At 66.0% G+C, this 23,362-nt stretch carries 29 protein-coding genes; 13 read left to right on the forward strand and 16 right to left on the reverse strand.

Translation table 11 applies throughout. The features are described from left to right. Positions 1-171 precede the first annotated feature (171 nt). Positions 172-1,338, reverse strand: coding sequence for an acetyl-CoA C-acyltransferase (locus DKT70_RS15535; RefSeq protein WP_111559995.1), 1,167 nt, complete (start codon positions 1,336-1,338; stop codon positions 172-174). A gap of 82 nt (positions 1,339-1,420) precedes the next feature. On the opposite strand from DKT70_RS15535, the gene DKT70_RS15540 reads away from it, so the two are divergent. Together DKT70_RS15540 and DKT70_RS15545 are read left to right on the forward strand one after the other, a co-directional pair. Continuing rightward, positions 1,421-1,753 carry an STAS domain-containing protein gene (locus DKT70_RS15540; protein WP_111559996.1) on the forward strand — a complete coding sequence of 111 codons (333 nt, stop codon included), beginning with the start codon at positions 1,421-1,423 and terminating at the stop codon, positions 1,751-1,753. Next, positions 1,750-2,247 carry an ATP-binding protein gene (locus tag DKT70_RS15545; RefSeq protein ID WP_111559997.1) on the forward strand — a complete coding sequence of 166 codons (498 nt, stop codon included), beginning with the start codon at positions 1,750-1,752 and terminating at the stop codon, positions 2,245-2,247. The genes DKT70_RS15540 and DKT70_RS15545 overlap by 4 nt, the downstream gene beginning before the upstream one ends. Positions 2,248-2,253: 6 nt before the next feature. On the opposite strand, the gene hspQ is transcribed toward DKT70_RS15545, so the two are convergent. The 5 genes from hspQ to DKT70_RS15570 form a co-directional block, all read right to left on the reverse strand. After that, the gene (hspQ, locus tag DKT70_RS15550; RefSeq protein ID WP_407672224.1) at positions 2,254-2,601 is read right to left on the reverse strand and encodes a heat shock protein HspQ; all 348 of its coding nucleotides are present in this window, start codon (positions 2,599-2,601) and stop codon (positions 2,254-2,256) included. Positions 2,602-2,694: 93 nt separating this feature from the next. After that, positions 2,695-3,156 carry a CreA family protein gene (locus tag DKT70_RS15555; RefSeq protein WP_111560021.1) on the reverse strand — a complete coding sequence of 154 codons (462 nt, stop codon included), beginning with the start codon at positions 3,154-3,156 and terminating at the stop codon, positions 2,695-2,697. Between the two features lie 3 nt (positions 3,157-3,159). Next, the gene (locus tag DKT70_RS15560; RefSeq protein WP_111559998.1) at positions 3,160-3,882 is read right to left on the reverse strand and encodes a metallophosphoesterase; all 723 of its coding nucleotides are present in this window, start codon (positions 3,880-3,882) and stop codon (positions 3,160-3,162) included. A 75-nt stretch (positions 3,883-3,957) separates the two neighbouring features. Continuing rightward, positions 3,958-5,547, reverse strand: a complete 1,590-nt coding sequence (gene serA / locus DKT70_RS15565) for a phosphoglycerate dehydrogenase (RefSeq protein ID WP_111559999.1) — start codon at positions 5,545-5,547, stop codon at positions 3,958-3,960. A 111-nt stretch (positions 5,548-5,658) separates the two neighbouring features. Then, positions 5,659-6,801, reverse strand: coding sequence for a phosphoserine transaminase (locus tag DKT70_RS15570; RefSeq protein WP_111560000.1), 1,143 nt, complete (start codon positions 6,799-6,801; stop codon positions 5,659-5,661). A 131-nt stretch (positions 6,802-6,932) separates the two neighbouring features. On the opposite strand from DKT70_RS15570, the gene serB reads away from it, so the two are divergent. Both serB and DKT70_RS15580 read left to right on the forward strand, forming a co-directional pair. After that, a complete protein-coding gene (gene serB, locus DKT70_RS15575) occupies positions 6,933-7,811 on the forward strand; it encodes a phosphoserine phosphatase SerB (RefSeq protein WP_111560001.1) in 879 nt (292 codons plus the stop codon). 64 nt (positions 7,812-7,875) lie between these two features. Beyond that, positions 7,876-8,634 (forward strand): TSUP family transporter, encoded by a 759-nt coding sequence (locus DKT70_RS15580; RefSeq protein ID WP_111560022.1) that lies wholly within the window; start codon positions 7,876-7,878, stop codon positions 8,632-8,634. A gap of 112 nt (positions 8,635-8,746) precedes the next feature. Here the strand turns inward: DKT70_RS15580 and DKT70_RS15585 are convergent, their stop codons facing one another. Next, positions 8,747-9,718: an asparaginase gene (locus DKT70_RS15585; protein WP_407672225.1), complete on the reverse strand. Its 972-nt coding sequence runs from the start codon at positions 9,716-9,718 to the stop codon at positions 8,747-8,749. A gap of 171 nt (positions 9,719-9,889) precedes the next feature. Between DKT70_RS15585 and DKT70_RS15590 the strand changes: the two genes are divergently transcribed. Next, a complete protein-coding gene (locus DKT70_RS15590) occupies positions 9,890-10,408 on the forward strand; it encodes an invasion associated locus B family protein (RefSeq protein WP_111560023.1) in 519 nt (172 codons plus the stop codon). Positions 10,409-10,518: 110 nt separating this feature from the next. Then, positions 10,519-11,691: a 23S rRNA (adenine(2503)-C(2))-methyltransferase RlmN gene (gene rlmN, locus DKT70_RS15595; protein ID WP_407672226.1), complete on the forward strand. Its 1,173-nt coding sequence runs from the start codon at positions 10,519-10,521 to the stop codon at positions 11,689-11,691. Here the strand turns inward: rlmN and DKT70_RS15600 are convergent, their stop codons facing one another. Next, positions 11,692-12,195 carry a MarR family winged helix-turn-helix transcriptional regulator gene (locus DKT70_RS15600; protein WP_233490616.1) on the reverse strand — a complete coding sequence of 168 codons (504 nt, stop codon included), beginning with the start codon at positions 12,193-12,195 and terminating at the stop codon, positions 11,692-11,694. Positions 12,196-12,243: 48 nt separating this feature from the next. Between DKT70_RS15600 and DKT70_RS15605 the strand changes: the two genes are divergently transcribed. Continuing rightward, positions 12,244-13,146 (forward strand): EamA family transporter, encoded by a 903-nt coding sequence (locus DKT70_RS15605; RefSeq protein ID WP_158530083.1) that lies wholly within the window; start codon positions 12,244-12,246, stop codon positions 13,144-13,146. Here DKT70_RS15605 and DKT70_RS15610 read toward each other — a convergent pair. Next, on the reverse strand, positions 13,143-13,976 hold the full coding sequence (locus DKT70_RS15610; protein ID WP_111560006.1) for an LOG family protein: 834 nt from the start codon (positions 13,974-13,976) through the stop codon (positions 13,143-13,145). The genes DKT70_RS15605 and DKT70_RS15610 overlap by 4 nt on opposite strands. A 103-nt stretch (positions 13,977-14,079) precedes the next feature. On the opposite strand from DKT70_RS15610, the gene dapD reads away from it, so the two are divergent. The 3 genes from dapD to DKT70_RS15625 are packed head-to-tail and all read left to right on the forward strand — an operon-like array spanning position 14,080 to position 16,013. Then, positions 14,080-14,904, forward strand: coding sequence for a 2,3,4,5-tetrahydropyridine-2,6-dicarboxylate N-succinyltransferase (dapD, locus tag DKT70_RS15615; protein WP_111560024.1), 825 nt, complete (start codon positions 14,080-14,082; stop codon positions 14,902-14,904). Positions 14,905-14,922: 18 nt separating this feature from the next. Then, positions 14,923-15,375, forward strand: coding sequence for a YaiI/YqxD family protein (locus DKT70_RS15620; RefSeq protein ID WP_111560007.1), 453 nt, complete (start codon positions 14,923-14,925; stop codon positions 15,373-15,375). Positions 15,376-15,434: 59 nt separating this feature from the next. Next, positions 15,435-16,013, forward strand: coding sequence for an exopolysaccharide biosynthesis protein (locus DKT70_RS15625; RefSeq protein WP_111560008.1), 579 nt, complete (start codon positions 15,435-15,437; stop codon positions 16,011-16,013). Between the two features lie 102 nt (positions 16,014-16,115). On the opposite strand, the gene DKT70_RS15630 is transcribed toward DKT70_RS15625, so the two are convergent. The 7 genes from DKT70_RS15630 to DKT70_RS15660 all read right to left on the reverse strand — a co-directional run bounded on the left by DKT70_RS15630 (position 16,116) and on the right by DKT70_RS15660 (position 21,652). Further along, positions 16,116-16,916 (reverse strand): crotonase/enoyl-CoA hydratase family protein, encoded by an 801-nt coding sequence (locus DKT70_RS15630; protein WP_111560009.1) that lies wholly within the window; start codon positions 16,914-16,916, stop codon positions 16,116-16,118. A 70-nt stretch (positions 16,917-16,986) separates the two neighbouring features. Then, positions 16,987-17,910, reverse strand: coding sequence for an AEC family transporter (locus DKT70_RS15635; RefSeq protein ID WP_111560010.1), 924 nt, complete (start codon positions 17,908-17,910; stop codon positions 16,987-16,989). Positions 17,911-17,936: 26 nt separating this feature from the next. After that, positions 17,937-18,917: an iron exporter MbfA gene (gene mbfA / locus DKT70_RS15640; protein ID WP_111560011.1), complete on the reverse strand. Its 981-nt coding sequence runs from the start codon at positions 18,915-18,917 to the stop codon at positions 17,937-17,939. A gap of 9 nt (positions 18,918-18,926) precedes the next feature. Then, positions 18,927-19,175 carry a sulfurtransferase TusA family protein gene (locus DKT70_RS15645; protein WP_111560012.1) on the reverse strand — a complete coding sequence of 83 codons (249 nt, stop codon included), beginning with the start codon at positions 19,173-19,175 and terminating at the stop codon, positions 18,927-18,929. Further along, positions 19,172-19,684: a DUF2478 domain-containing protein gene (locus tag DKT70_RS15650; protein WP_111560013.1), complete on the reverse strand. Its 513-nt coding sequence runs from the start codon at positions 19,682-19,684 to the stop codon at positions 19,172-19,174. The genes DKT70_RS15645 and DKT70_RS15650 overlap by 4 nt, the downstream gene beginning before the upstream one ends. A gap of 15 nt (positions 19,685-19,699) precedes the next feature. Further along, positions 19,700-20,326, reverse strand: coding sequence for a response regulator (locus DKT70_RS18680; RefSeq protein WP_158530085.1), 627 nt, complete (start codon positions 20,324-20,326; stop codon positions 19,700-19,702). Positions 20,327-20,338: 12 nt separating this feature from the next. Then, positions 20,339-21,652, reverse strand: a complete 1,314-nt coding sequence (locus tag DKT70_RS15660) for a histidine kinase (RefSeq protein ID WP_158530087.1) — start codon at positions 21,650-21,652, stop codon at positions 20,339-20,341. A gap of 114 nt (positions 21,653-21,766) precedes the next feature. Here DKT70_RS15660 and DKT70_RS15665 point away from each other — a divergent pair, with 114 nt between their 5' ends. The 3 genes from DKT70_RS15665 to DKT70_RS15675 form a co-directional block, all read left to right on the forward strand. Beyond that, positions 21,767-22,219 carry a GAF domain-containing protein gene (locus DKT70_RS15665; RefSeq protein ID WP_111560016.1) on the forward strand — a complete coding sequence of 151 codons (453 nt, stop codon included), beginning with the start codon at positions 21,767-21,769 and terminating at the stop codon, positions 22,217-22,219. A gap of 49 nt (positions 22,220-22,268) precedes the next feature. Next, positions 22,269-22,895: a LysE family translocator gene (locus DKT70_RS15670; RefSeq protein ID WP_111560017.1), complete on the forward strand. Its 627-nt coding sequence runs from the start codon at positions 22,269-22,271 to the stop codon at positions 22,893-22,895. Continuing rightward, positions 22,892-23,362 (forward strand): pseudouridine synthase (locus tag DKT70_RS15675; protein ID WP_111560018.1); only part of this gene is annotated, 471 nt, incomplete at its 3' end. The genes DKT70_RS15670 and DKT70_RS15675, both read left to right, overlap by 4 nt.

The raw sequence follows: 23,362 nt of genomic DNA on the forward strand, positions 1-23,362 counted from the left end.
CCACTGCCTGACGCATGTTCTTTTTGGGTCTTGCGCAAACATCAGATCCCGAAGCTTTGCGGCAAGTCCATATTCGAACCGTCCGCCATGCCCGTTGGTTCCGCAATCCCCCCGCCGCCCCGAGGTGGAATCAGGCAGAGCATGCACGCTCTGCCCGTTTTCGAAGCAGTCCTAGGCCAGTTCCACGGCCAGGGCCGTACCCTCGCCGCCGCCGATGCAGATGGCGGCGACACCGCGTTTCAACCCGCGGGCCTGCAGGGCATGGATCAGCGTCACGATGATCCGCGCCCCCGACGCGCCGATCGGATGACCAAGCGCGCAGGCCCCGCCATTCACGTTGACCCTGTCATGGGATACACCCATGCGCGCCATGAAGGCCATGGGCACGACGGCAAAAGCCTCGTTCACCTCCCACAGATCGACATCGTCGCGGGTCCAGCCGATCCGTGCCAGCAGCTTTTCAGCGGCGGGGACGGGGGCGGTCGGGAAATCGCCCGGGGCCTGGGCATGGCTCGCATGGCCTATGATGCGGGCGATCGCGCCATCCGCGCGCGTGCCCAGCACCAGCGCCGCCGCTCCGTCCGAGATCGAGCTGCTGTTGGCGGCCGTCACCGTGCCATCCTTGCGGAAGGCGGGCTTCAGCTGCGGGATCTTGTCGGGGCGGGCCTTGCCGGGCTGTTCGTCGGTGTCGATCACGCTGTCGCCGCCACGGCCCGGAACGGTCACGGGGGCGATCTCGGCGGCAAAGGCGCCGGTTTCGATGGCCGACAGGGCGCGGGTCAGGCTGGCCAAGGCGAATTCGTCCTGCGCCTGGCGGGTGAAGGCGAATTCGGAGGCGCAATCCTCGGCCAAGGTACCCATCAGGCGGCCTTTGTCATAGGCATCCTCCAACCCGTCCAGGAACATGTGGTCGATGACCTGGCCATGGCCCAGCCTTGCGCCCCCGCGCATCTTGGGCAGCAGATAGGGGGCGTTCGTCATGCTTTCCATGCCGCCCGCCACGACCAGGTCGGCGCTGCCCGCGCGGATCGCGTCGCAGGCCATCATCGCGGCCTGCATCCCCGACCCGCACATCTTGTTAAGCGTGGTGGCGGGCACCGATTCGGGCATCCCTGCTGCAAAGCCCGCCTGGCGTGCCGGTGCCTGTCCCAAGCCCGCCGGCAGCACGCATCCCATATAGAGCGCCTGCGGTGCGTCCGGCCCCACCCCGGCCCGCGCTAACGCCGCAGCGATTGCGGTTCCCCCCAGTTGCGGCGCCGTGACGCCCGCAAATGCACCCTGCAACCCGCCCATCGGCGTGCGCGCGGCACCCAGCACATAGACCTGTCTGTCGTTCATGGTGTCCTCCCCTGGGTCCACGCTTACCGGATCGTAACCTTTTGCGTCTAGTCAGCTTGGAAACACCAAGGAAGGCCGCCCCATGAAGTTCATCGTCGAAGATGCCGCAACCCATCTGCAGATCAAGGTGACCGAGACGCGGATCGACGCGGCCATTGCCACCCCCTTCAAGGACAAGCTGCGAGAGATCGTGATGAAGAACCGCAAGCCCGTTCATCTGGATATGGCGGCGGTCGATTTCATGGACAGTTCGGGACTGGGCGCGATGATCGCCGTCCGAAAAAGCCTGCCGGCCAACCTGGCGATGGTGCTTTGCGCGATGACGCCGAATGTGGAACGCGTGTTCCGGCTGACGCGCATGGACAGCGTCTTCGACATCCGGGCAGATGCCACTGGCAAGGATATCCGCGAATGACAGCACACGAAGACCGACAAACCGGCGCGGTGGGCTTCAAGGACGTGCCCGGGCAGCCGATGTTCCACCGCGTGCTGAACGCGCAGCCGATGATCGTCCGCGCCACGCTGATGGACGTGCGCCGCCGTTTTGCGCGTGATGTCGGCGACGACACCTTGGGCCGGTTGGAGCTGGTGCTGGCCGAATTGATGAACAACGTCGCCGAACATGCGCCAACCGGTAAGGAACGCCCGCGCCGCGTTCCGGTGATCCATCTGTGCGTGGTGCGCCACAATGGGGGGCTGGCCTGCGCGCTGACCGATGACGGCACTTCGCTGCCCGACGAATGCGTGCTGCCGCGCAGCCTGCCCGCCGCCATTCCCGATGACCTGCCCGAAGGCGGCTTCGGCTGGTTCCTGATCCAGGACCTGACGCAGGCGCTGTGCTATTACCGGCGCGAAAGCCGGAATTATCTGGCGTTCAACATCCCTTTTTCCGCGGACGGAGAGGGCTGAACGCGTCTAGTTGACGTGGGCCGCCAGATGATAGCGGCCATCCTCGAAGGCGCCGAACATCTCGTCGACCTCGGGGTGGTCGAGCGGTTCCCCGGACGCATCCGGTTCCAGGTTCCCCTCCGAGACATAGGCCACGTAATAGGTCGCCTCGGTTTCGGCAAAGAGGTGGTAGAAGGGCTGATCCTTGTCGGGACGCGCATCTTCGGGGATGGAATCGTACCATTCGTCGGTATTGGCGAATTCCGGATCGACATCGAAGATCACCCCCCGAAAGGGGCGGTTGCGATGCTTGACCACCTGGCCCAGGCTGTATTTGGCGCTGCGGCTTGCAACCGGCATAGAGGGGGCATCCATCGTCAAAGTCCGATATCCTTGAAAGACAGCGGGCCTTCTAGCTGGCTTGGGCGATTCTGTCCACCAGATGACCGGTGCATGACGGCCGGGCCATCAGGGGGCCTTGTCGTCCTGGGCCAGGGGAACGGTCGCCAGCGACATCTTGGCAGACCCTTCGGACAGTTCGGCGCTGTGGGCCAGATAGATCAACACCCGGTTCTCCGCGTCATAGATCCGCCGCACGCGCAGCGACTTGAAAATCAGTGACCGGCCTTCGCTGAACACCTGTTCGCCGTCATCGCCGGTGTCGATCTGCGACAGGTCGATGGGGCCGGTCCGCGTGCATTGGATGGCACTGTTCGAGGGATCCTCGAACCAGTTGCCCTGGCTCAGGCGGTCCAGGACCGAACGGCTGAAATAGGCCAGGTGGCAGGTCACGCCCGACACCTTGGGGTCGTGGATCGCCTCGACGATCACGTCGTTGCCCACCCAATCGACGCCCACGCGGGCGACCTCCTCGGCGGCGGCGGTCAGGGGAAGGGCGGCCAAGGCGATCGCGGCGGCAATTCTGCGCATCATCTATTCCATCATCATGGGCACGCGGCCCGTTTCCGTCAGCACATGCACGCCGTCATCGTCGATGACGACCGCGGTCAGTTCGCGGCCATAGGCGGCGCCGCTGTCGATGTTCAACCGGTTGCGATGCAGCATGGGCCGATCCAGCGCGGTATGTCCATGCACGACCAGAGGGCCGTGATCGATATCGTTGTCCAGAAAACCCTTGCGGATCCAGACCAGGTCACTTTCGTCCTGGGCCTGCAGATCGACCCCGGGGCGGATGCCCGCATGCACGACCAGCGCGCGGGGGTGCAAATACCACAGTGGCAGCGTTGCTAGGAACCGCACATGCGACCGGGGGACGGCACGGCGGGTGTCGCGCAGCACCGCATCGCGCGGCATGTCGGGATCGACCCCATAGGAGGCCAGCGTCGCCGCCGCCCCCAGCCCCGCATGATCGACCCAATGCGCACCCGAGGACAGGCCCGGATCGATCCAGTCCGGATCGTCGATGAATTTCGGCAAAAAGCGGTCGTGGTTGCCGCGGGTCACGATCCAGGGCCGGCCATCCGCACGCCCCTTCATCAGGTATTCGACCACGCCTGCGGAATCCGGGCCGCGGTCGATCAGGTCGCCCACATGGGCGATGGTGGCATCGCGCCCGCCATCGCGGAAGATGCGCCCATGCGCGGCCTTCAGCAGATCCAGTTGTCCGTGAATGTCGCCGATCGCGTAAAGTCGCATCCTGTCATCCTTGTCGTGGCGGGCGGCAAGGCAGGCATGCCGCGCGCCCTTGGGTAAGGGCGCGCGGCGTTCAGGTCAAACCTCGAATTGCAAACGGCGGGCCTGAAGGAACTTGCCGGTGTTCTGCAGCGTGGCCAGGGCCTCGTCGCTGATCGCTTCGTCCAGGTACAGGATGGCGATGGCGTCCTTGTCATTGGCCGAACGGCCAAGCGTGAAGTTCGCGATGTTCACACCCAGATCCCCCAGGGTCATGCCCAGCTGGCCGATGACGCCCGGAACGTCCTTGTTGCGGGTGTACAGCATGTGTTCACCCACCTCGGCATCGACATTGATGCCGCGGATCTGGATGAAGCGCGGCTTGCCGTCGCTGAAAACGGTGCCCGCGATGGACCGTTCGCGTGTGGCGGTCACGCAGGTCAGCTTGATGTAACCCTCATAGGCGCCGGCCTTGTCCTGGCGTGTGGTCGCGACCTGCACGCCGCGTTCCTTGGCCATCACGGGGGCCGAAACCATGTTAACGTCCGGGTTCGTCGCCTTCATCACGCCCGCGATGACGGCCGCGTTCAGTGCGTTCAGGTTCATCCCCGATACCGACCCGTCGTAAAGCACGTTGATCGCCTTGATCGGCTCGTCCGTCATCTGGCCGACAAAGGCCCCCAGATGCGAGGCCAGCTTGATCCACGGCCCCATGACGGCGGCTTCTTCGGCGGTGACCGAAGGCATGTTCAGCGCGTTTTCGACCGCGCCCGTCAGCAGATAATCCGACATCTGCTCGGCGACCTGCAGGGCCACGTTCTCCTGGGCTTCGGTCGTGGCGGCACCCAGATGCGGGGTGACGACGACGTTGGGCAGGTTGAACAGCGGGCTGTCGGTGGCGGGTTCGACCGCGAAGACGTCGAAGGCCGCCCCGGCGACGCGACCCTCCTTCAGGGCCTCGGCCAGCGCGTCCTCATCGACCAGGCCGCCGCGGGCACAGTTGATGATGCGCACGCCCGGCTTCAGTTTGGCGATGGCGTCGCGCGACATGATGTTGCGGGTCTTGTCGGTCAGCGGCACGTGGAAGGTGATGAAATCGGCGCGGCCCAGCAGCTCGTCCAGCTCGACCTTGGTGACGCCCAGTTCCTTGGCGCGCTCCTCGGACAGGAAGGGGTCATAGGCCACGACCTTCATGTGCAGCCCAAGCGCCCGGTCGATCACGATCGAACCAATATTGCCCGCGCCGATCACGCCCAGGGTCTTGTTGAACAGCTCGACCCCCATGAAGCGGTTCTTTTCCCACTTGCCAGCATGGGTGCTGACGCTGGCCTCGGGCAGTTGGCGGGCGACGGCGAACATCATGGCGATGGCATGCTCGGCGGTGGTGACGCTGTTGCCGAAGGGCGTGTTCATAACGATCACGCCCTTCTTGCTGGCGGCCGGGATGTCGACGTTGTCGACCCCGATACCGGCGCGGCCGATGACCTTCAGATTGGTCGCGGCCTCCAGCAGCTTGTCGGTGACCTTGGTGGCCGAGCGGATCGCCAGTCCGTCATACTGACCGATCACCTGGGCCAGCTTTTCCTTGTCCTTGCCCAGATCGGGCATGTAGTCGACCTCGACGCCACGATCACGAAAGATCTGGACGGCGGTTTCGGAAAGCTTGTCGGAAACGAGAACCTTGGGCATGTGGTCTATCCTTGTCTGGGGACGTCCGGGCTTGGCCACGCTGACATCCTGCTTCTTCTTTGGAAAAATACCCCGGGGGTCCGGGGGCTCGCCCCCGGACGGTCCGGCTTATTACGCGGCCAGTTCAGCGCGATAGGCCCATTCGATCCAGGGCATCAGGGCTTCCACGTCGCTGGCTTCCACCGTCGATCCGCACCAGATCCGCAGACCGGCGGGCGCATCGCGATAGGCACCCGCGTCCAGCGCAACGTTCTCCTTGTCCAACCGCTTGGCCACGGCCTTTGCAAAGGCAGCGCCGTCCTTGATGGCCGGGTCGGTGAACTTCAGGCAGACGCTGGTGGTCGATGCGGTCGCGGGATCGGCGGCAAGGTCTGCGATCCAATCCTTGTCGGCGATGAAATCGCGCACCGCCTTGGCATTGGCATCGGCGCGGGCGATCAGGCCCGACACGCCGCCAAGCGACTGCGCCCATTTCAGCGCGACCAGGTAATCCTCGACGGCCAGCATCGAGGGCGTGTTGATCGTCTCGCCCTTGAAGATGCCCTCGATCAGCTTGCCGCCCTTGGTCAGGCGGAAGATTTTCGGTAGAGGACGGTCGGGGGTAAAGCTTTCCAGACGCTCGACCGCGCGGGGCGACAGGATCAGCATCCCGTGTGCGCCTTCGCCGCCCAGCACCTTCTGCCAGCTGAAGGTGACGACGTCCAACTTGTCCCAAGGCAGGTCCATGGCAAAGGCGGCGCTGGTGGCGTCGCATATGGTCAGGCCCTGACGGTCGGCGGGGATCGCATCGCCATTGGGCACGCGCACGCCGCTGGTGGTGCCGTTCCAGGTGAAGACGACGTCTTTGTTGAAATCGACCTCGGCGAAATCGACGATATGGCCGTAATCGGCCTTGCGGACGGTGGCGTCCAGCTTCAGCTGTTTCATGGCATCCGTGACCCAGCCTTCACCGAAGCTTTCCCAGGCCAGCATTTCCACGGGGCGGGCGCCCAGCATGGTCCACATCGCCATCTCGACCGCGCCGGTGTCGGAACCGGGGACGATGCCAATGCGGTAGTCGGCGGGAACGTTCAGGACCTCGCGGGTCAGGTCGATGGCCTCGGCCAGCTTCGACTTGCCGATTGCGGCGCGATGCGAACGGCCCAGGGGCGCGTCGGCAAGCATGTCCAGATTGTATTGGGGGATCTTGGCGCAGGGGCCCGAAGAAAAGCGCGGGTTTGCCGGCCGCGTTGCCGGGGTCTTCAGTTCGGTCATGTGACTAGCCTTCCAGCTAAAAGCCCTTCGTTGGGGAAGGGTGTCCCGCCGTCGGACTTAGTGGGCGTCGCTCTCTGGCGCAAGCAAAATCTTTGATCTACACCCCGGATCAGCCCAACGAAGGAACCGCCATGTTCACCGTCTCGCTGATTGCCGCCCCTGCCGCCGCCAACCTGGACGGCGATCTGCCGCAGGGAATTTCCGCGAGGTGGAAGGGCTCGGATCCGCGCTGGCTGGCCCCGGGTATCGCCGCCGAATTCGACATCCCCGAGACGCCCGTCGACATTGATCAGGTCTGGTCGGAACTACAGGCCATCGGCATCGACATGGTCGTCCAGCCTGTCGAGGGCCGCCGCAAGAAGGTCCTGCTGGCGGACATGGATTCGACCATGATCGACCAGGAATGCATCGACGAGCTGGCCGACTTCGCGGGCGTCGGCACCCGCGTCGCCGAGATCACCGCCCGCGCCATGAACGGCGAGCTGGACTTCCACGAGGCCCTGATCGAGCGCGTCTCGCTGCTGGCGGGGCTGGATGAAGGCGTCATCCAGCAGGTGCTGGAAAACCGCATCACGCTGGCCTCGGGCGGGCGGGAACTTGTCGCCACAATGCGCGCGCATGGCGCACATGCGGCACTGGTCTCGGGGGGGTTCACGGCCTTCACCTCAGCGGTGGCCGAACAGTTGGGCTTCGACGAACACCGCGCCAACGTCCTGCTGGCCGATGGCGGCGTGCTGACCGGCCATGTCGCACTGCCCGTTCTGGGCCGCGAGGCCAAGGTCGAGGCCTTGGAGCGTATTATCGACCGATTCGGCCTGACGGCGCAGGACGTGATGGCAGTGGGCGACGGGGCGAATGATCTGGGCATGATCCAGATGGCCGGATCGGGTGTCGCGCTGCATGCCAAGCCAGCGGTGGCCGCTCAGGCGCATATCCGCATCAACCACGGCGATCTGACGGCGCTGCTGTATCTTCAGGGCTATGCGCAGGCCGATTTCGTAACAGCCTGAGCCGACCCCGACCGACTTTCGACGCGCGCCCCTTGGGCCGCCCGTCCCGCAAGCGTGGTGCATGATGCTGGACCTGACTATCGAATTGCTGATCCTGCTGGTCGGCGCCGCCTTTGCGGCGGGATTCGTCGATGCCATCGCGGGCGGTGGCGGGCTGATCACCGTGCCCGTCCTGATGCTGGCGGGCATTCCGCCCGCGCAGGCTTTGGCCACCAACAAGGTGCAGGGCGTGTTCGGCGCCGCGACCGCCGCCGTCAGCTATGCCGCAAAGGGGCTGGTCGACCTGCGCAGCCAATGGCGGTCGGCGCTGATCGCGGGGGCGGCGGGGGCCGCGGGCGCGGCGCTGGTCAGCTGGATCCCGACGGATGGGCTGCGGCTGATCCTGCCGGTGGTGCTGATCGCCATCGCGCTGTTCTTTGCGCTGAAGCCCGGCCTTGACGATCTGGACCGCACGCGCCGCCTGACGCCCTTGGCCTTCGCGATTGCCATCGTGCCGCTGATCGGCTTTTACGACGGGCTGATCGGGCCGGGGGCGGGGGCCTTCTACATGATCGGTTTCGTCACCCTGGCCGGATACGGCGTGCTGAAGGCCACCGCCCATACCAAGATGCTGAACTTCGCCTCGAACCTGGGCGGGCTGGCGGCCTTTGCGCTGGTCGGCAATCCGCTGTGGGGGTTGGGGATCTGCATGGGTCTGGCGCAGATCGCGGGGGCGGCGCTGGGGGCGCGGCTGGCCACGCGAATTGGATCACGGCTGATCAAGCCGCTGCTGGTCGCAACCTCAACCATCCTGGCGCTGCGGCTGATCTGGCAGATGCTGTGAATGGTCGCGGCGCCCTCTCTGCCAAGAGGGCGCCGGTCATGATACGGGACAGGCAAGGCGGGGACCTTGTGCCCGTGATGAAACCATGTTTGCGCGACGGTTTTGTGACGGGTCAGTGCGGAAAGGCGTCGGCGGTGCACATGCGGCCCGTGACGATCCCGCGGCAATTGACGATGGGGCTGTTCAGCAATTTGCCCGCAATCGGGTGCTGAGCGTCCAGCACGCCCAGATGGATCAGCAGTGCGGTGATGGCCGCTTCGCTGGCGCGGGTGGCGCCGTCGGTGATCTTCAGCGCGACGCCCAGACCCTGTTCGGGCAGGATGGCGACAAAGACGCCCTCGGCCCCGGTCTTGACGGTGACCTTGTTGTCCATCGCCTCCATCAGCAGGGTGCAGGACCGGCCCGCCCCCGCCACCATGTCGGGATGGTGGCGCATCGCGTCGGTCAGTCGACGCATGGCGCGGCCGCGCGTGTCGTCGCCAGGATTGGCAAAGCGCGCCATGGCGCGGGCCAGTCCTTCCAGCGAACAGGCCCAGTTCGGGGCCGAGCATCCGTCGATGCCGTAACCGGGGCTGGTTTCGCCGGTCACATCTTCGAAGGCGTCCTTGACGGCCTGCTGGACGGGGTGGTCGGGGTCGATGTAGTCCGGCCCGCCGCCCAGATGGCGATTCAGCGTCAGGAAACCCGCATGCTTGCCCGAACAATTGTTGTGGAACTGGCAGGGGCTTTCGTCCGAACAGGTCAGGCGGCGGTTCTCGTCGGGGTCGCGGGGCATGTGGGTGCCGCAGCGCAGATCGTCCTCGGACAGATCCAGCGCGCGGGTCCAGTCGCGCACCGCCTGGACGTGCATCGCCGATCCCGAATGGCTGGCGCAGGCCAACGCCAGCTGCCGGTCGGTCAGCCCGGCCGCATCCGCCGCCCCGCTTTCCACCAGGGGCAGCGCCTGGATCATCTTGCATGATGATCGCGGAAAGATCGTGCGGCTTGGCTGGCCCCAGGCTTCGACCAGGCCATGGGCGTCGCAGATGACGGCATGGCCCCGGTGCAGGCTTTCCCTCAGGTCGCCACGCCACAATTCGATCATGTCCGCAGACCGCATACGCAAATTCTCCCTGACAATTGCGCGATTTGCATCGTGCACCCTTTCGGGGGCCGCGATTTTCGCTATCCTGACGAGAGACGGTTGAAAAGACCACAGCAATCGGGAACAACGCCGATCGAAGTGGCGAAATGAATGTCAGGAGGCCAGAGCATGATGAAAACTACGCTGCGCGGCATCGGTGCAAGTCTTGTCCTGATCGGCGGACTTGGTACGGCGATGGCACAGGAATCCAACAACGTCGTGGCGACGGAAGGGGACTGGACGGTCTTTGCCGCCGACAACCCCCGCGAATGCTGGGCGGTGTCCCCGCCCAAATCGACGATCAACACCAAGGACGGTCAGCCGACCGAAGTGGCCCGTGGGGATATCCGGCTTTACGTCGCCTATCGTCCGGGTCAGGAGGGCGAGCTGTCCTTTACTGGCGGCTATCCTTTCGCGCCCGATTCGACGGTCGAGGTTGATATCGGCGGTCGCCAGTTCAACCTGTTCACCGAAGGCGAGAGCGCCTGGACGGGCAGCCCCTCGGATGATCAGGCGATCATCAGCGCGCTGCGTGCGGGTTCGGCCGCCGTCGTGACGGGCCGTTCGTCGCGTGGCACGACCACCAAGGACACGTTCAGCCTGTCGGGCATCACCGCCGCGACGAACACGGCGCGCGAACGCTGCAAGTAAGGCGACCTTGGGGGATATCCCCCACGGTTCCATCACGATCGGGCGGGGCTGGTTGATTTCCGGCCCCGTCTGGCATATCTGCGTCGTTTCACCCAAACTCAGGTATCGTCATGTCCGCCCCGATCACGCAGGATGTTCTGACCATCCCCCGCAAGCTGCCCGAATCGGGCCGCATGAACATCGTCGGTCTGACCCGTGACCAGTTGCACGACGCTTTGGTCGCAGCAGGCACCCCCGAACGTCAGGCCAAGATGCGCGTCGGGCAGGTCTGGCAGTGGATCTATCACTGGGGCGTGCGCGATTTCGCGCAGATGACGAACCTGGCCAAGGATTATCGCCAGCTGCTGGCCGATAAATTCGAGATCACCCTGCCCGAGATCGTGTCCCGTCAGGTCAGCACCGACGGCACCCGCAAGTACCTGGTCCGCATCGCCGGCGGGCACGAGGTCGAGGTGGTCTATATCCCCGAGGAAGGCCGCGGCACGCTGTGCGTCAGCAGCCAAGTGGGCTGTACGCTGACCTGTTCCTTCTGTCATACCGGCACGCAGAAGCTGGTCCGCAACCTGACTGCTGGTGAAATCGTCGGCCAATTGCTGCTGGCCCGCGACGATCTGGGCGAATGGCCCGTTCAGGGTGCGCCAAAGGACGAAACCCGCCTGATCAGCAACATGGTCCTGATGGGCATGGGCGAGCCGCTGTACAATTTCGAAAACGTCCGTGACGCGATGAAGATCGTCATGGACAACGAGGGCCTGTCGCTGTCGCGCCGTCGCATCACCCTGTCGACCAGCGGTGTCGTCCCCGAGATCGCCCGCACAGCGCAGGAAATCGGCTGCCTGCTGGCCGTCAGCTTCCATGCCACCACCGACGAAGTGCGCAACAAGCTGGTGCCCATCAACAAGCGCTGGAATATCGAGACCCTGCTGAACGCCTTGCGCGAATACCCGCGGCTGACGAACAGCGAACGCATCACCTTCGAATACGTGATGCTGGCCGGGGTGAACGACAGCGACGAGGATGCATACCGTCTGGTCAAGCTGATCGAGGGCATTCCCGCCAAGATCAACCTGATCCCGTTCAACGAATGGCCCGGTGCGCCCTACAAGCGGTCCAGCAATAATCGCATCCATGCCTTTGCCGACATCGTCCACAATGCCGGCTATGCCAGCCCCATCCGCACCCCGCGGGGCGAGGATATCATGGCTGCCTGTGGCCAGCTGAAATCGGCGACCGAACGCGGCCGCAAATCCGCCGCCGCCATCGCCGCCGAAGCCGCCGGCTGATCACAGCACCGCGCGCAGTCGGGCCAAGAGGCCGTTTAGCTGCGCGCGTTCGTCACCGGTCAGGGCCGACAGCAGCCGCGTCTCGTTCTCCGCATGGGGTCCGATGGCGCGGTCGATCAGCGCCAGCCCCGCCTCCGTCAGACCCACCAGCGTCCCACGGCGGTCATCGGGGTTGGGTTCGCGTCGGATCAGGTCGCGCGCCTGCAACCGGTCCAGCCGCGCCGTCATGCCCCCCGAACTCAGCATCGTCGCCTCGTAAAGCGCGGTTGGCGTCAGCCGATAGGGCGCGCCCGCGCGGCGCAGCGTCGCAAGCACGTCGAATTCCCCCCCCTGCAGCCCGAATCGGTCAAATCCCGGCTGCAGATGGTCGCGGGTGATCAGGGCGGAGAGTTCATTCAGGCGGCCGATGATTTCCATCGCCTCGACATCCAGATCGGGACGTTCGCGGCGCCATGATGCGGCGGCCTTGGCAGCGCGATCCTTTTCGGGCATATGTCTTTCCATCAAGATACTTTCCATCAAGACATTACCCCCCGGAGGCGAGGTGTTTCAATGACCGACCTGCAAGCGCGCATCGTCATGCTGGGATGCCTGGTGACGGCGGGGGCCGCGCTGGCGGTCACCATCCTGATTTCGCGGATGGCATCCGATGCCGGGGCGCCGATGATCTGGTTCCTGGGCGCGGTGCTGGCGGGCAGCGGTCTGGCGCAGCTGGTGCTGGCCCAGGTGCTGGGCCAGGGGCAGGACATGCGACCGATGCTGGTCTTCGCCCTTGGGGCGGGGGCGCTGCTGGCGGGACCAACCGCGCTTGGCTATCTGGCGGTGTCGCATGTGGGGGCGGGCTACATCTCGATGACCTTCGCCTTTCCGATCCTGCTGACCTGGGCGCTGGCCCGGCTGATCGGGCTGGAAGGCGCCGATCGCCGCCGCACGCTGGCCGTGGGGCTGGGGCTGATCGGGGGCCTGATCATCGCGACGTCCAAGCTGACGCAGCTGCCTTCGGATGCGACGCTGTGGCTGTTGGCGGCGACGGCGATGCCGGTGGTAATCGCGGGCGGCAACATCTTCCGCAGCCGCTATTGGCCGAAAGGCGCGCGCCCGCTGACGCTGTCGGGGCTGACGCTGCTAATGGGCGGGCTGGCCTGCGTGCCGGTGGCGGCCCTGATGGACGGATCACCCGCCGCGCTGTGGCATGAGGGAGCGTTGCGCCACCTGCTGGGCGTCGACATCGCCGTCTTCGTCATCCAGTACATCGCCTTCTTCCAGCTTCAGCGCCTTGGCGGGCCGGTGACGCTGTCGCTGTTGGGTCCGGTCGCTGCCCTGACCGGGGCTGCAGGCGCGCTGTGGATCTTTGCCGAACCGCTGCCGCAGGGCTTCCTGCTGGCGGGGCTTCTGGTCGGGACGGGGGTCATGTTGATGCTGATGCGCCGCCGCCCCGCCCCGGAAGCCGCCTAGCCCGCGGGGTCGGACCAGCCGTCGATGATCGCGATGGCCTCCTCGGCGGTCTCGACATAGTGGATCAGGTCCAGGTCGGCATCGCTGATGGTTCCGGCGCGGGCCAAGGCCTTCCAGTTGATGATCTCTTCCCAGAAGGATTTGCCGAACAGCAGGACCGGCACGCGGGCCATGCGGCCGGTCTGGATCAAAGTCAGCGTCTCGAATAATTCGTCGAAGGTGCCGAACCCGCCCGGAAAGACCGTGATCGCGCAGGCACGCATCAGGAAATGCATCTTGCGGATCGCAAAATAGTGGAAGTTGAAGCAGAGGTCCGGCGTCACATGCGCGTTCGGGGCCTGCTCGTGCGGCAGCACGATCCCCAAGCCGATGGATTCCCCGCCCGCCTGTTCGGCGCCCAGGTTGCCCGCCTCCATCACGCCGGGGCCGCCGCCGGTGCAGATGACGAAATCGCGCCCGCCGCTGGCCAGGCTGCGTTCGGTCATCTTCTGGCCAAAGAGGCGCGCCTGTTCGTAATATTGCGACAGCGCCGCCAGTTCCGGCGTGCGGGCCTGATCGGCGCGGTCGGGGGCGGGAATGCGCGCACCGCCAAAGATTACTACGGTCGATTCGATGCCATGTTCGTCCATGATCATCTGCGGCTTCAAAAGTTCCAGCTGCAGGCGGACGGGGCGCAATTCGTCGCGCAGCATGAAGTCGGTGTCGGTGAAGGCCAGCCGATAGGACGGCGCGCGGGTCTGGGGCGTGTCGGGCGTGCGCCTTGCCCGCGCCACGTCCTGATCGCTGTGGGGAAGGGCGTGAACGTGGTCGTCTTTGGGCGTGTCGGTCATCCATGGCCTCATCTGCGGCCACGCGCGGATTGCGCGGGCTTTCCCCGATGCTTATAGCCCGACCAAGACGTTTTCCACCCGCACACCCGATCCAAGAGAGGCCATCATGACCCAAGCCCTGGAAACCGCCATCGAAGCCGCGTGGGAAAACCGCGCCCAGATCAACAATGCCACCACCGGACCCGTGCGCGAGGCCGTCGAACAGACCCTGACCCAGCTGGACAGCGGCGAACTGCGCGTGGCCGAAAAGCGCGGTGACGACTGGCATGTGAACCAATGGGCGAAGAAGGCCGTGCTGCTGTCCTTCCGTCTGAACGACATGGAAGAAATGTCGGGCGGCCCGCAGGGCAGCAACTGGTGGGACAAGGTGCCGTCGAAATTCCACGGCTGGGGCGACAACCAGTGGCGCGAGGCGGGCTTTCGCGCCGTCCCCGGTTCGATCGTACGCCGCAGCGCCTTCATCGGCCAGAACGCGGTGCTGATGCCGTCCTTCGTGAACCTGGGTGCCCATGTGGGCGAAGGCACGATGGTCGACACCTGGGCCACCGTCGGCAGCTGCGCGCAGATCGGCAAGAACGTCCATCTGTCGGGCGGCGTCGGCATCGGTGGCGTGCTGGAACCCCTGCAGGCGGGCCCCACCATCATCGAGGACAACTGCTTCATCGGCGCCCGCTCCGAGGTGGTCGAGGGCTGCATCATCCGCGAAGGCGCGGTGCTGGGCATGGGCGTCTATATCGGCCAATCGACCAAGATCGTCGACCGTGAAACGGGCGAAGTCATGTATGGCGAAGTCCCCGCGGGTTCGGTCGTCGTGTCGGGCTCAATGCCCTCGAAGAACGGCGTGCATCTCTATTGCGCGGTGATCGTCAAGCGGGTGGATGCGCAGACGCGCTCCAAGACCTCGGTCAATGAACTGCTGCGCGACTGATCGCGAAAGGGGGCAGGGATGACGACGCTTTACATCGACGCCGATGCCTGCCCCGTCAAATCCGAGGCGGAACGCGTGGCCACCAGGCTGCGCGTTCCCATGGTACTGGTCTGCAATGGCGGGCTGCGCCCGTCGCAGAACCCCTTCGTGACGTTGCAGATCGTCCCCGAGGGTCCCGATATCGCCGATATCTGGATCGCCGAACATTGCGGGCCAGGCGATGTCGTCGTGACCGGCGACCTGCCCCTGGCCGATCGCTGCCTCAAGGCGGGCGCCCGCGTCCTGCGCCACGACGGAGAGCCGCTGACCATCGCCAATATCGGCGGACGGCTTGCCACGCGCGACCTGATGGCCGATCTGCGGGCCGCCAATCCCTTCATGCAGGGCGGCGGCGCGGCCTTCGGCAAGGCCGATCGCGCAAGGTTCCTGCAGGCGCTGGACCGCGAACTGACCAAGGCTTTGCGCGGCTAGGGAAACCGTCCGGGGGCCACCGCGTTGACGCGCGACATTCCCCAACAGACCGAGGCAGCATGACCGACCATATCAGCATCACGGATCTGGTCGAGAGGGTCAGCCATGCCTCGGATGGCGATCAGACCAGCGTGGCGCAGATCGTTCAGGCCCTTGGTCAGACGTCCTTCCTGCCCAACATGATGATCCCGGCACTAGCGGTCGTGTCGCCTCTGTCAGGGGTGCCGCTATTCTCGTCGATCTGCGGTCTGACGATCGCTTTGGTGGCAATGCAGATGGTGATCCAGCGCGATCACATCTGGTTGCCGGACTTCCTGATGCGCAAGCATCTGAGCACGCAGCGGGTGCGCAAGGCGACTGATTGGATGAAGAAACCCGCACGGTTTCTGGACCGCATCACCAAGGAACGGTTGCGACTGCTTGTCCACCGGCCGTTCCTCTGGGTGACGCAGTTGATTTGTCTGCTGTGCGGTCTGACGATGCCTCTGCTGGAGTTGGTTCCCTTTACGTCATCACTGATGGGGGTGGTGGTCTGCCTCTTTGCCTTCGGAATGCTGGCGCGGGATGGGCTGTTCACGCTGTTGGGGTTGGGGGCATTGGGCGGCGTGGGTTGGGCCGCGATGCGCCTGATCACCTGATGCACCACCGGTAGCGAGAGAGCGCATGAGCCGGCCATCGAGGCCGGCGCATGCGCCGCCGCGGCGTCGGCCTCAATGGCCGACGACGTGGCGATCCTACCTTCAGTCAACGGGCTTTATCTTGGTGGCGGATCCTGTGGCAAAGGCCGCCAGCCGTTCGCGCGCGGCATCCTGGGTGTTTACCACCCCCGCGACCACTGACTCCGCATAGGCGGCATCCAGGGCGCTCATGTTCTGCATGTGGCTGATGGCGGAACAGATGGCGAAATTCGACAAGGGCGGGTTCTTGGCGGCGGCCCGCGCGATGTCCCACGCCTTGGCCTCGGCATCCTCGACCAAGTACTGGCACAGCCCGACATCGACAGCCTCGGTCCCGCGATAGAGCCGCCCCGACAGCATCATGTCGATCATGCGCGCCTTGCCGATCAGGTCCGCCACGCGGATCGTGGCCCCGCCGCCGGTGAACAGCCCGCGCTGGCCCTCGGGCAGGCCGAAATAGGTGTCCGGCCCCGCGACCCTGATATGGGCGGCGCTGGCCAGTTCCAGCCCGCCGCCCACGACCGCGCCCTTCAGCACGGCGATGATCGGCACGCCGCCATATTCCATCTTGTTGAATGCCTCGTGCCAGCGCAGGCACAGATGCATGAAATCGCTGGCATTGCGGTTTTCGCGGTGATGTTCCACCAAGTCCAGTCCGGCGCTGAAATGATCGCCGTTGGATCGCAGGATCACCGCGCGCACGCCCGCGCGGGGTAGGGTCGAAAAGATGTCGACCAGTTCCTCGATCGTGGCGGCATCCAGCGCGTTGCGCTTGGCGGGTCGGTTCAGCGTGACGGTGGCGATGTCATCCTCGTCCACCTCCAGCACGATGTTTTCCAGCGTCAGGTCCGCGATGCCGCGCATGTCCGGGTCTCCTCCCTCAAAGTGACCTGATGGGGATAGCCCGCCACCCCGCCGGGGTCGAGAGGCCCGATCAGGCGGCGATCAACCCGATCACCAGTGGAATGGTGACGATGCTGAACGCGGTCGAGATCAGGATCGCGGTCGACACCCGCTGCTGGCCCACCCCGAAATGCTGGGCCAGGATATAGACGTTGCCCGCGACCGGAAGGGCCGCCGCCGCGATCATGACCCCCGCGGAGAAGGGTTCGACAGCCAGCAGCAGGGCCGCAACGCCCACGGCCAGGGGATGCAGCACCAGCTTGGCGAAACCCAGCCACCCCGACGTCGCCATCCGCCGCAGCTGCCGCCCCGCAAGGCTGGCCCCGATTGCGAACAGCGCGCCGGGCGTGGCGGCCTGTCCCAGAATGGTCAGGAATTCGTCCAGCGGCCCCGGCATCGGCAGATGCAGCAGCGACCAGGACAGTCCCGCCACCATCGACAGGATCATCGGGTTGGCGGCCACCCCGCGCAGCACCGGCAGGATCGCCGCCCCGCGCAGTCCCCCCTGGCGCGCGCCATGGATGATCAGCGTGATCAGCGTGGAAAAGACCAGCATGTCGATGGTCAGCACCATCAGCACCGGCCCCACGGTGCGTTCGCCCAGCAGCACGACCAGCATCGGCACGCCCAGAAAGCCCGTGTTGCCGGTCATGCAGCATTGCGCCTCCATCGCGGCATCAGGCAGGGGCAGGCCGCGCCACCGGCCCACCGCCATGCCGATCGCCCAGACCAGGGTCGATCCCGCCAGATAGGCCAGAACGAAGCGCAGGTCGAACAGCGCCCCCAAGTCCAGCCCCGCCGCAAAGCGGAACAGCATGGCCGACAGCGCGAAGTAGAAGACGAATTTCGTCAGCCACGCGGCTGCCTCGGGCGGAAAGAACCGCGATGCGGCAGCGGCCCAGCCCAATCCGATCAGCCCGAAAAAGGGCAGCGTCTTCAGGAAAATCTCGGTCAATCCAATGGTCCCCGTTGCCGGGGGCGTCATCCGGAACCGATCAGCACCCCCACAGCCAGCACCAGACCACCGCCCACGACCACTTGCAAGGTGGCCCGCCAGAAGGGGGTCTGCATCCAGCGGTTCTGGATCCAGGCAATGGCCCACAGCTCGACGAAGACGACCATGATGGCGATGGTGGTGGCGGTCCAGAAATCGGGGATCAGATAGGGCAGCGCATGCCCCAGGCCGCCCACCGCCGTCATCACCCCCGAGGACAGGCCCCGCTTCAATGGCGATCCGCGACCCGAGATGACGCCGTCATCGGATGCGGCCTCGGTAAAGCCCATGCTGATGCCCGCGCCGATGCTGGCGGCCAGCCCGACCAGAAAGGTGGTCCAGGGGTCCTGCGTGGCAAAGGCCACCGCAAAGATCGGCGCCAAGGTGGACACGCTGCCATCCATCAGCCCCGCCAGTCCCGGCTGCACCCAGGTCAGCACGAAATCGCGATGCGCCACGGCATCCTCGTCGGCGCGGGCGTCGTCACCCAGATGCTGATCGGTCAGTTCGTGGGCACGGTTTTCGTGGCCGCGTTCGGCGGCGGCCAGATCGCCCAGCAGCTTGCGCGTCCCGGCATCATGGCTCAGCTGGGCGGCGCGGGCATAGAAATCGGCGGCGTCGCGTTCCATGCCCGCCGCCTCGGCGCGGATGGTTTCCAACGACAGATTCTGCATCATCCAAGCGGGGCGACGGGTGAAATACCCCGCCACATGTTCGCGCCGGATCACCGGGATCGCGTCGCCGAACCGCGCGGCAAAGGCATCGATCAGCTGGCGACGGTGGCCGTCCTCCTCGGCGCTCATGCCCTCGAAGACGGCGGCGGTGGCGGGATAATCGGCCCGCAGGAAATCAGCCCAGTTGCGATAGATGCGGGCGTCATCCTCCTCGGATGCGATGGCCAGGGCCAGGATCTCGCGCTCGGACAGATCGGTCAGGCGCTTGCGGGTGGACATGAAGGACAGGTTCATCGTTCGTGCTCAAATATCCTCGGGGGGCGGGGCGGCGTGCCCCCGTTGCACCGTGAATTCATGCGCACCGTCAGGCAGGTCGCGCTGTGCCACCATGGCATGACCCGACTGCCCGCAGAAATGCGGCACATCGACCACCGCCATCGGATCGGATGCGACCATCACGACCTGGTCCCCCGGCGCTACCGCCATCAGGGCCTTGCGCAGCCGCAGCACCGGCAGCGGGCACAAAAGCCCCCGCGCATCGACATGGGTCATGACAGCGCCGCCGCCTGTTCCAGGCACCAACCCGCGACGTCGCCGGGTGCCAGTTCGACCGCCAGCCCGCCCGCAAACGCCAGAAAGGCCGCGCGCTGCTGGCGCGGAACATAGAGGACGACCGGCTGGCCCGCGGCGGCGGCCTCGGCGATCAGGCTGTAAAAACCGCGTCCCATCGCTTCCTGCCGGCCGAATTTCGGGATGACGACCAGATCGGCACCGGGCAGGGTCGGGGCGGTGCGGGCCACGACCTCCTCGAGCGCGCCGGTATCCAGCCGACAGCCCGAGGCGCCCGCCCCAAGCGATTGCGAAATCCGCACCGGGGCCGCCCCGTCGCCGATCACCTGCATGTCCATGTCGCAGGCGCAATCGGGGCCCAGGTCGTGGTTGGTCTGCACCGCCCCCGCGATCCGTAGGCCGCGCGCCTGCAGATCGCGGGCCAGATCCGCGATCAGGCGGTCGGCGGCACCGGGGGCGGCGGTTTCATCAAGGCCGAACCATGCCAGCATCGCATCTCTCCTGCTTCAGACGCCGCTATCCAGCGCGAATTTCATCAAGCCGTTGATCCCGTCCACGCCCAGCTTTCTTTTCAGGGCCGATGACGTGTTCGCCGCCGTCTTGTAGCTGACCCCGATCCGATCCGCGATGGTCTGCAGCCCATGACCTTGCCCGATCAACGCCAGCACCTGCCTTTCGCGGTCCGACAGCGCCCCCAGGGGGTCATCCGCCGCCCCCGCCCGCAGCGTGGCCAGCGCCATGGCCTGACGGGGGTCCAGATAAAACTCGCCCGCCTCCAGCGTGGTGACGGCCTGACGGAAATCCGCAGGCGGCGCGTTCTTGGACAGGAAACCCTGCGCGCCCTCCTGCAACGCGCGGGCCGCGAACCCCGTCTGGTCGTTCATGGAAAAGATCAGGATGCGCGCATCCGGCGCCCGTTCCCGCAGGGGCGCCACCAGATCCAGCCCGCCCGCACCGGGCAGGCTGATGTCCAGAACGATCAGGTCCGGCGGGGGCTGGTCCTGCAGTTGCGTCAGGGCCTCCTCGCCGGACATGGCCTGGCCCACATGATCATAGCCCAGATCGCGCAGCAGGCGGCTGGCGCCCAGATGGGTGATGGGGTGGTCGTCGATCACAAGTGCGCGTTTGGTCACGTCAGGGTCCATTCATGATGTCGTCGGACGGGGCAGACTGGCCTGCAGCTGGGTTCCCCGGCCCTCGGTGCCGATGCAAAGGGTCCCGCCCAGAAGGGTGATCCGTTCGCGCATGCCTGTCAGGCCGGTGCCTTCGCGGTGGTCAGGGCCAAGGCCCACCCCGTCATCGGTCAGGATCATGCGCCAATGCGCCGGATCGGTCCAGAGCCGGATCACCACCTGCCGCGCCCCGGCATGGCGCAGCACGTTGGTCGTCCCCTCCTGCACGATGCGGAACAGGGTCAGGGCGGTCGCCTCGTCGGGTTCGGGAAGGCCCGCGGCGATCTCCAGCCGGAAGCGGATGTCGGGCATGCGGCGGGACAGGTCGTCGACGAAATCGCCCAGCACCGTGGCCAAGGGCAGCTGGCCCACCGCCATGGGCCGCAGGTCGTTCAGCAGGTTGCGGTTCAGCTGGCCGATCTGATCGGCGATCGCGGCGATCTGGCGGGCCGCACCTGCGGTGGCGGCATCGGGGGCGGCGGTGGCCATGGCGTCCGCCTCGACGCGCAGGCCGAACAGGCAGGGGCCCATCTCGTCATGCAGGTCGCGGGCGATTGCCTTGCGTTCGGCATCGGCGCGGCTGACGATCTGATGCTGCAGCCGCTGGCGGTCCAGGCGGGCCTGGGCCAGCGTGTCGGCCAGCTGGTCCACGTGGCGGGCCAAGGGCGCAAGATCGGGCTGTCGCAGCCTACCGATCCGCTCATCAAGCTGGCCGCGCGTCATTTCGGACAGGCGGGCGCCAAGGGCCGTGACGGGGCGCAGCGCCTGGCGCACCGCCCACCAGACCAGCGCCCCCTGCAGCGCCGCCATAGCCAGGACCAGCGCCATCAGATCGCGCATGTCGCGCCATGCCACCGCGATCTGGCGCGACGGATCGCCCGAGATCACGACCATCCCCTGCGGACGTCCGGCGATGACCACGGGCAGCCGCGATTCGGTCACGTTGGGCGCGACAAGGTCGCGGAACCATCCCGGCGCGCCATCGGGCCGGTCGATGACGCCTGCGGGCCGTCGCGGCGTTCCGGTGCGCGCGTCCAGGACCGCGATGCGGGCATTCGGGGGCTCGCTCAGGCGTTCGGGCAGCAGCGCCATGATGCGGTCGGGGGGCACCGCGCCCTGCATCGTGCCGATCGTGGCCAGAACCAGGTGACGCGCGGCCTGCGCCCCAAGGCGGCTGCCCGCCGCAATATCGCCGCGCAGCCGGTCCAGGCTGCCCATGGCCAGAACGCCGATCAGCAACAGCTGCGTCGTCAGGATCACGATCAGGATGCGGGTCTTCAGCGTCATGGGCGCAGACTGGCGGCAAGCGGTTGCCGGGGCAATGGGCAAGCGGGACCGATATTTGCACGGGCCGCGCGGGACGGGCTTTTCCGCGCCCTGCCGCCGTCGTAGAGATGGCGCATGAGCGATTATCAAGACCTTGCCGCCCGCATCCGGGCCCTGACCGAGGGAGAGACCGACGAGGTCGCCCTGATGGCCACCATGGCCTGCGAATTGCACCATTCGGACGACCGCTTCGACTGGACCGGCTTCTATCGGGTCGTGGCGCCCGATCTGCTGAAGATCGGCCCCTATCAGGGCGGTCACGGCTGTCTGGTCATCCCCTTCGCGCGGGGCGTCTGCGGCGCCGCCGCCCGCACGCGCCAGACCCAGATCGTCGCCGATGTCGAGGCTTTCCCGGGCCATATCGCCTGCTCGTCCTCGACCCGGTCGGAGATCGTGCTGCCGGTCATCGGGCGCGACGACCGGCTGATCGGGGTGCTGGACATCGACAGCGACCGTCCGGACGCCTTCGACCAGAGCGACGCCGATGCGCTTTCCTCCATGCTGGCCGAGGTCTTCGGCCGGCTTTGATCCGAAACGTCGCGGGCGCGCCGCCTGCATGGGTGCGAAAGGACATCTGATGATCTGGGATACCTTGATGAACATTCCCGCGGGCCAGATGATGGCATTCATCGCGGGCGGGCTGGTGCTGAACTTTGCCCCCGGCCAGGACGTGTTCTTTGCCAGCGCCTGCGGCATCCAGGGCGGCCCCCGCGCGGGCGCATGGGCGGGCTTCGGCGTGGGCCTGGGCGTGCTGATGCATGTCACGCTGGCCACCATCGGCCTTGGTGCCGTCGTCGCCGCCCACCCCGAGGCCTTGCGCGCCATCAAATACGCGGGCGCGGCCTATCTGCTGTGGCTGGCGTGGAAAAGCTGGCGCGCGGGCGACATCGACCCGTCGGCGCGGGGCAGCGTCCGGGTCTGGAACATCATCCGCCGGGGGTTCCTGTCCAATGCGCTGAACCCCAAACCGGTTCTGTTCATGTTGGCCTTCCTGCCGCAATTCACCAACATCGCCTGGGGCCCGATCTGGCAGCAGATCCTGGGGCTGGGGCTGATCTTTGCCTTTACCGGGACCTTGGTGACGATGGGATACGGCATCGTGGGCGGGGTCGCTGGTCATGTCATCGGCAAGCGTCTGGGGCTGGTCAACAAGATCGCCGCCGTGATGTTCGCAGGCCTTGCGATCCGCCTTGTGGCGAAATGACTGAAGAACGTTTCATCTATCAACCGCCGCCCGATGATCCGGTCATCCTGCATGCCGACCATGAAATCCTGGTGGTGGACAAGCAGGCGGGTCTGTTGTCGGTGCCGGGGCGGGGGGATGACCGCGCGGATTGCCTGATCGCCCGCCTGCGCCGCGCCTTTCCCACGGTCCTTCTGGTCCACCGGCTTGATCTGGACACGTCCGGAGTGATGGTCTTTGGCCTGACGCCCCATGCGCAGCGCCATCTGTCCAAGCAATTCGAGGATCGCCAGACCAAGAAATCCTATGTCGCGCGGGTCTGGGGCCGATTGCAGCCCAAGACCGGACGCGTCGACCTGCCGTTGATGGTCGATTGGCCGAACCGCCCGCGCCAGAAGGTCGACCACGAACAGGGCCGCCCCTCGCAGACCGATTGGCGGGTGATGAAGACCTTGGCCGATGAAACGCGGGTGCGTCTGATGCCGGTG

The organism is Paracoccus sediminilitoris, from assembly GCF_003259195.1.
GTDB classification, from domain to species: domain Bacteria; phylum Pseudomonadota; class Alphaproteobacteria; order Rhodobacterales; family Rhodobacteraceae; genus Paracoccus; species Paracoccus sediminilitoris.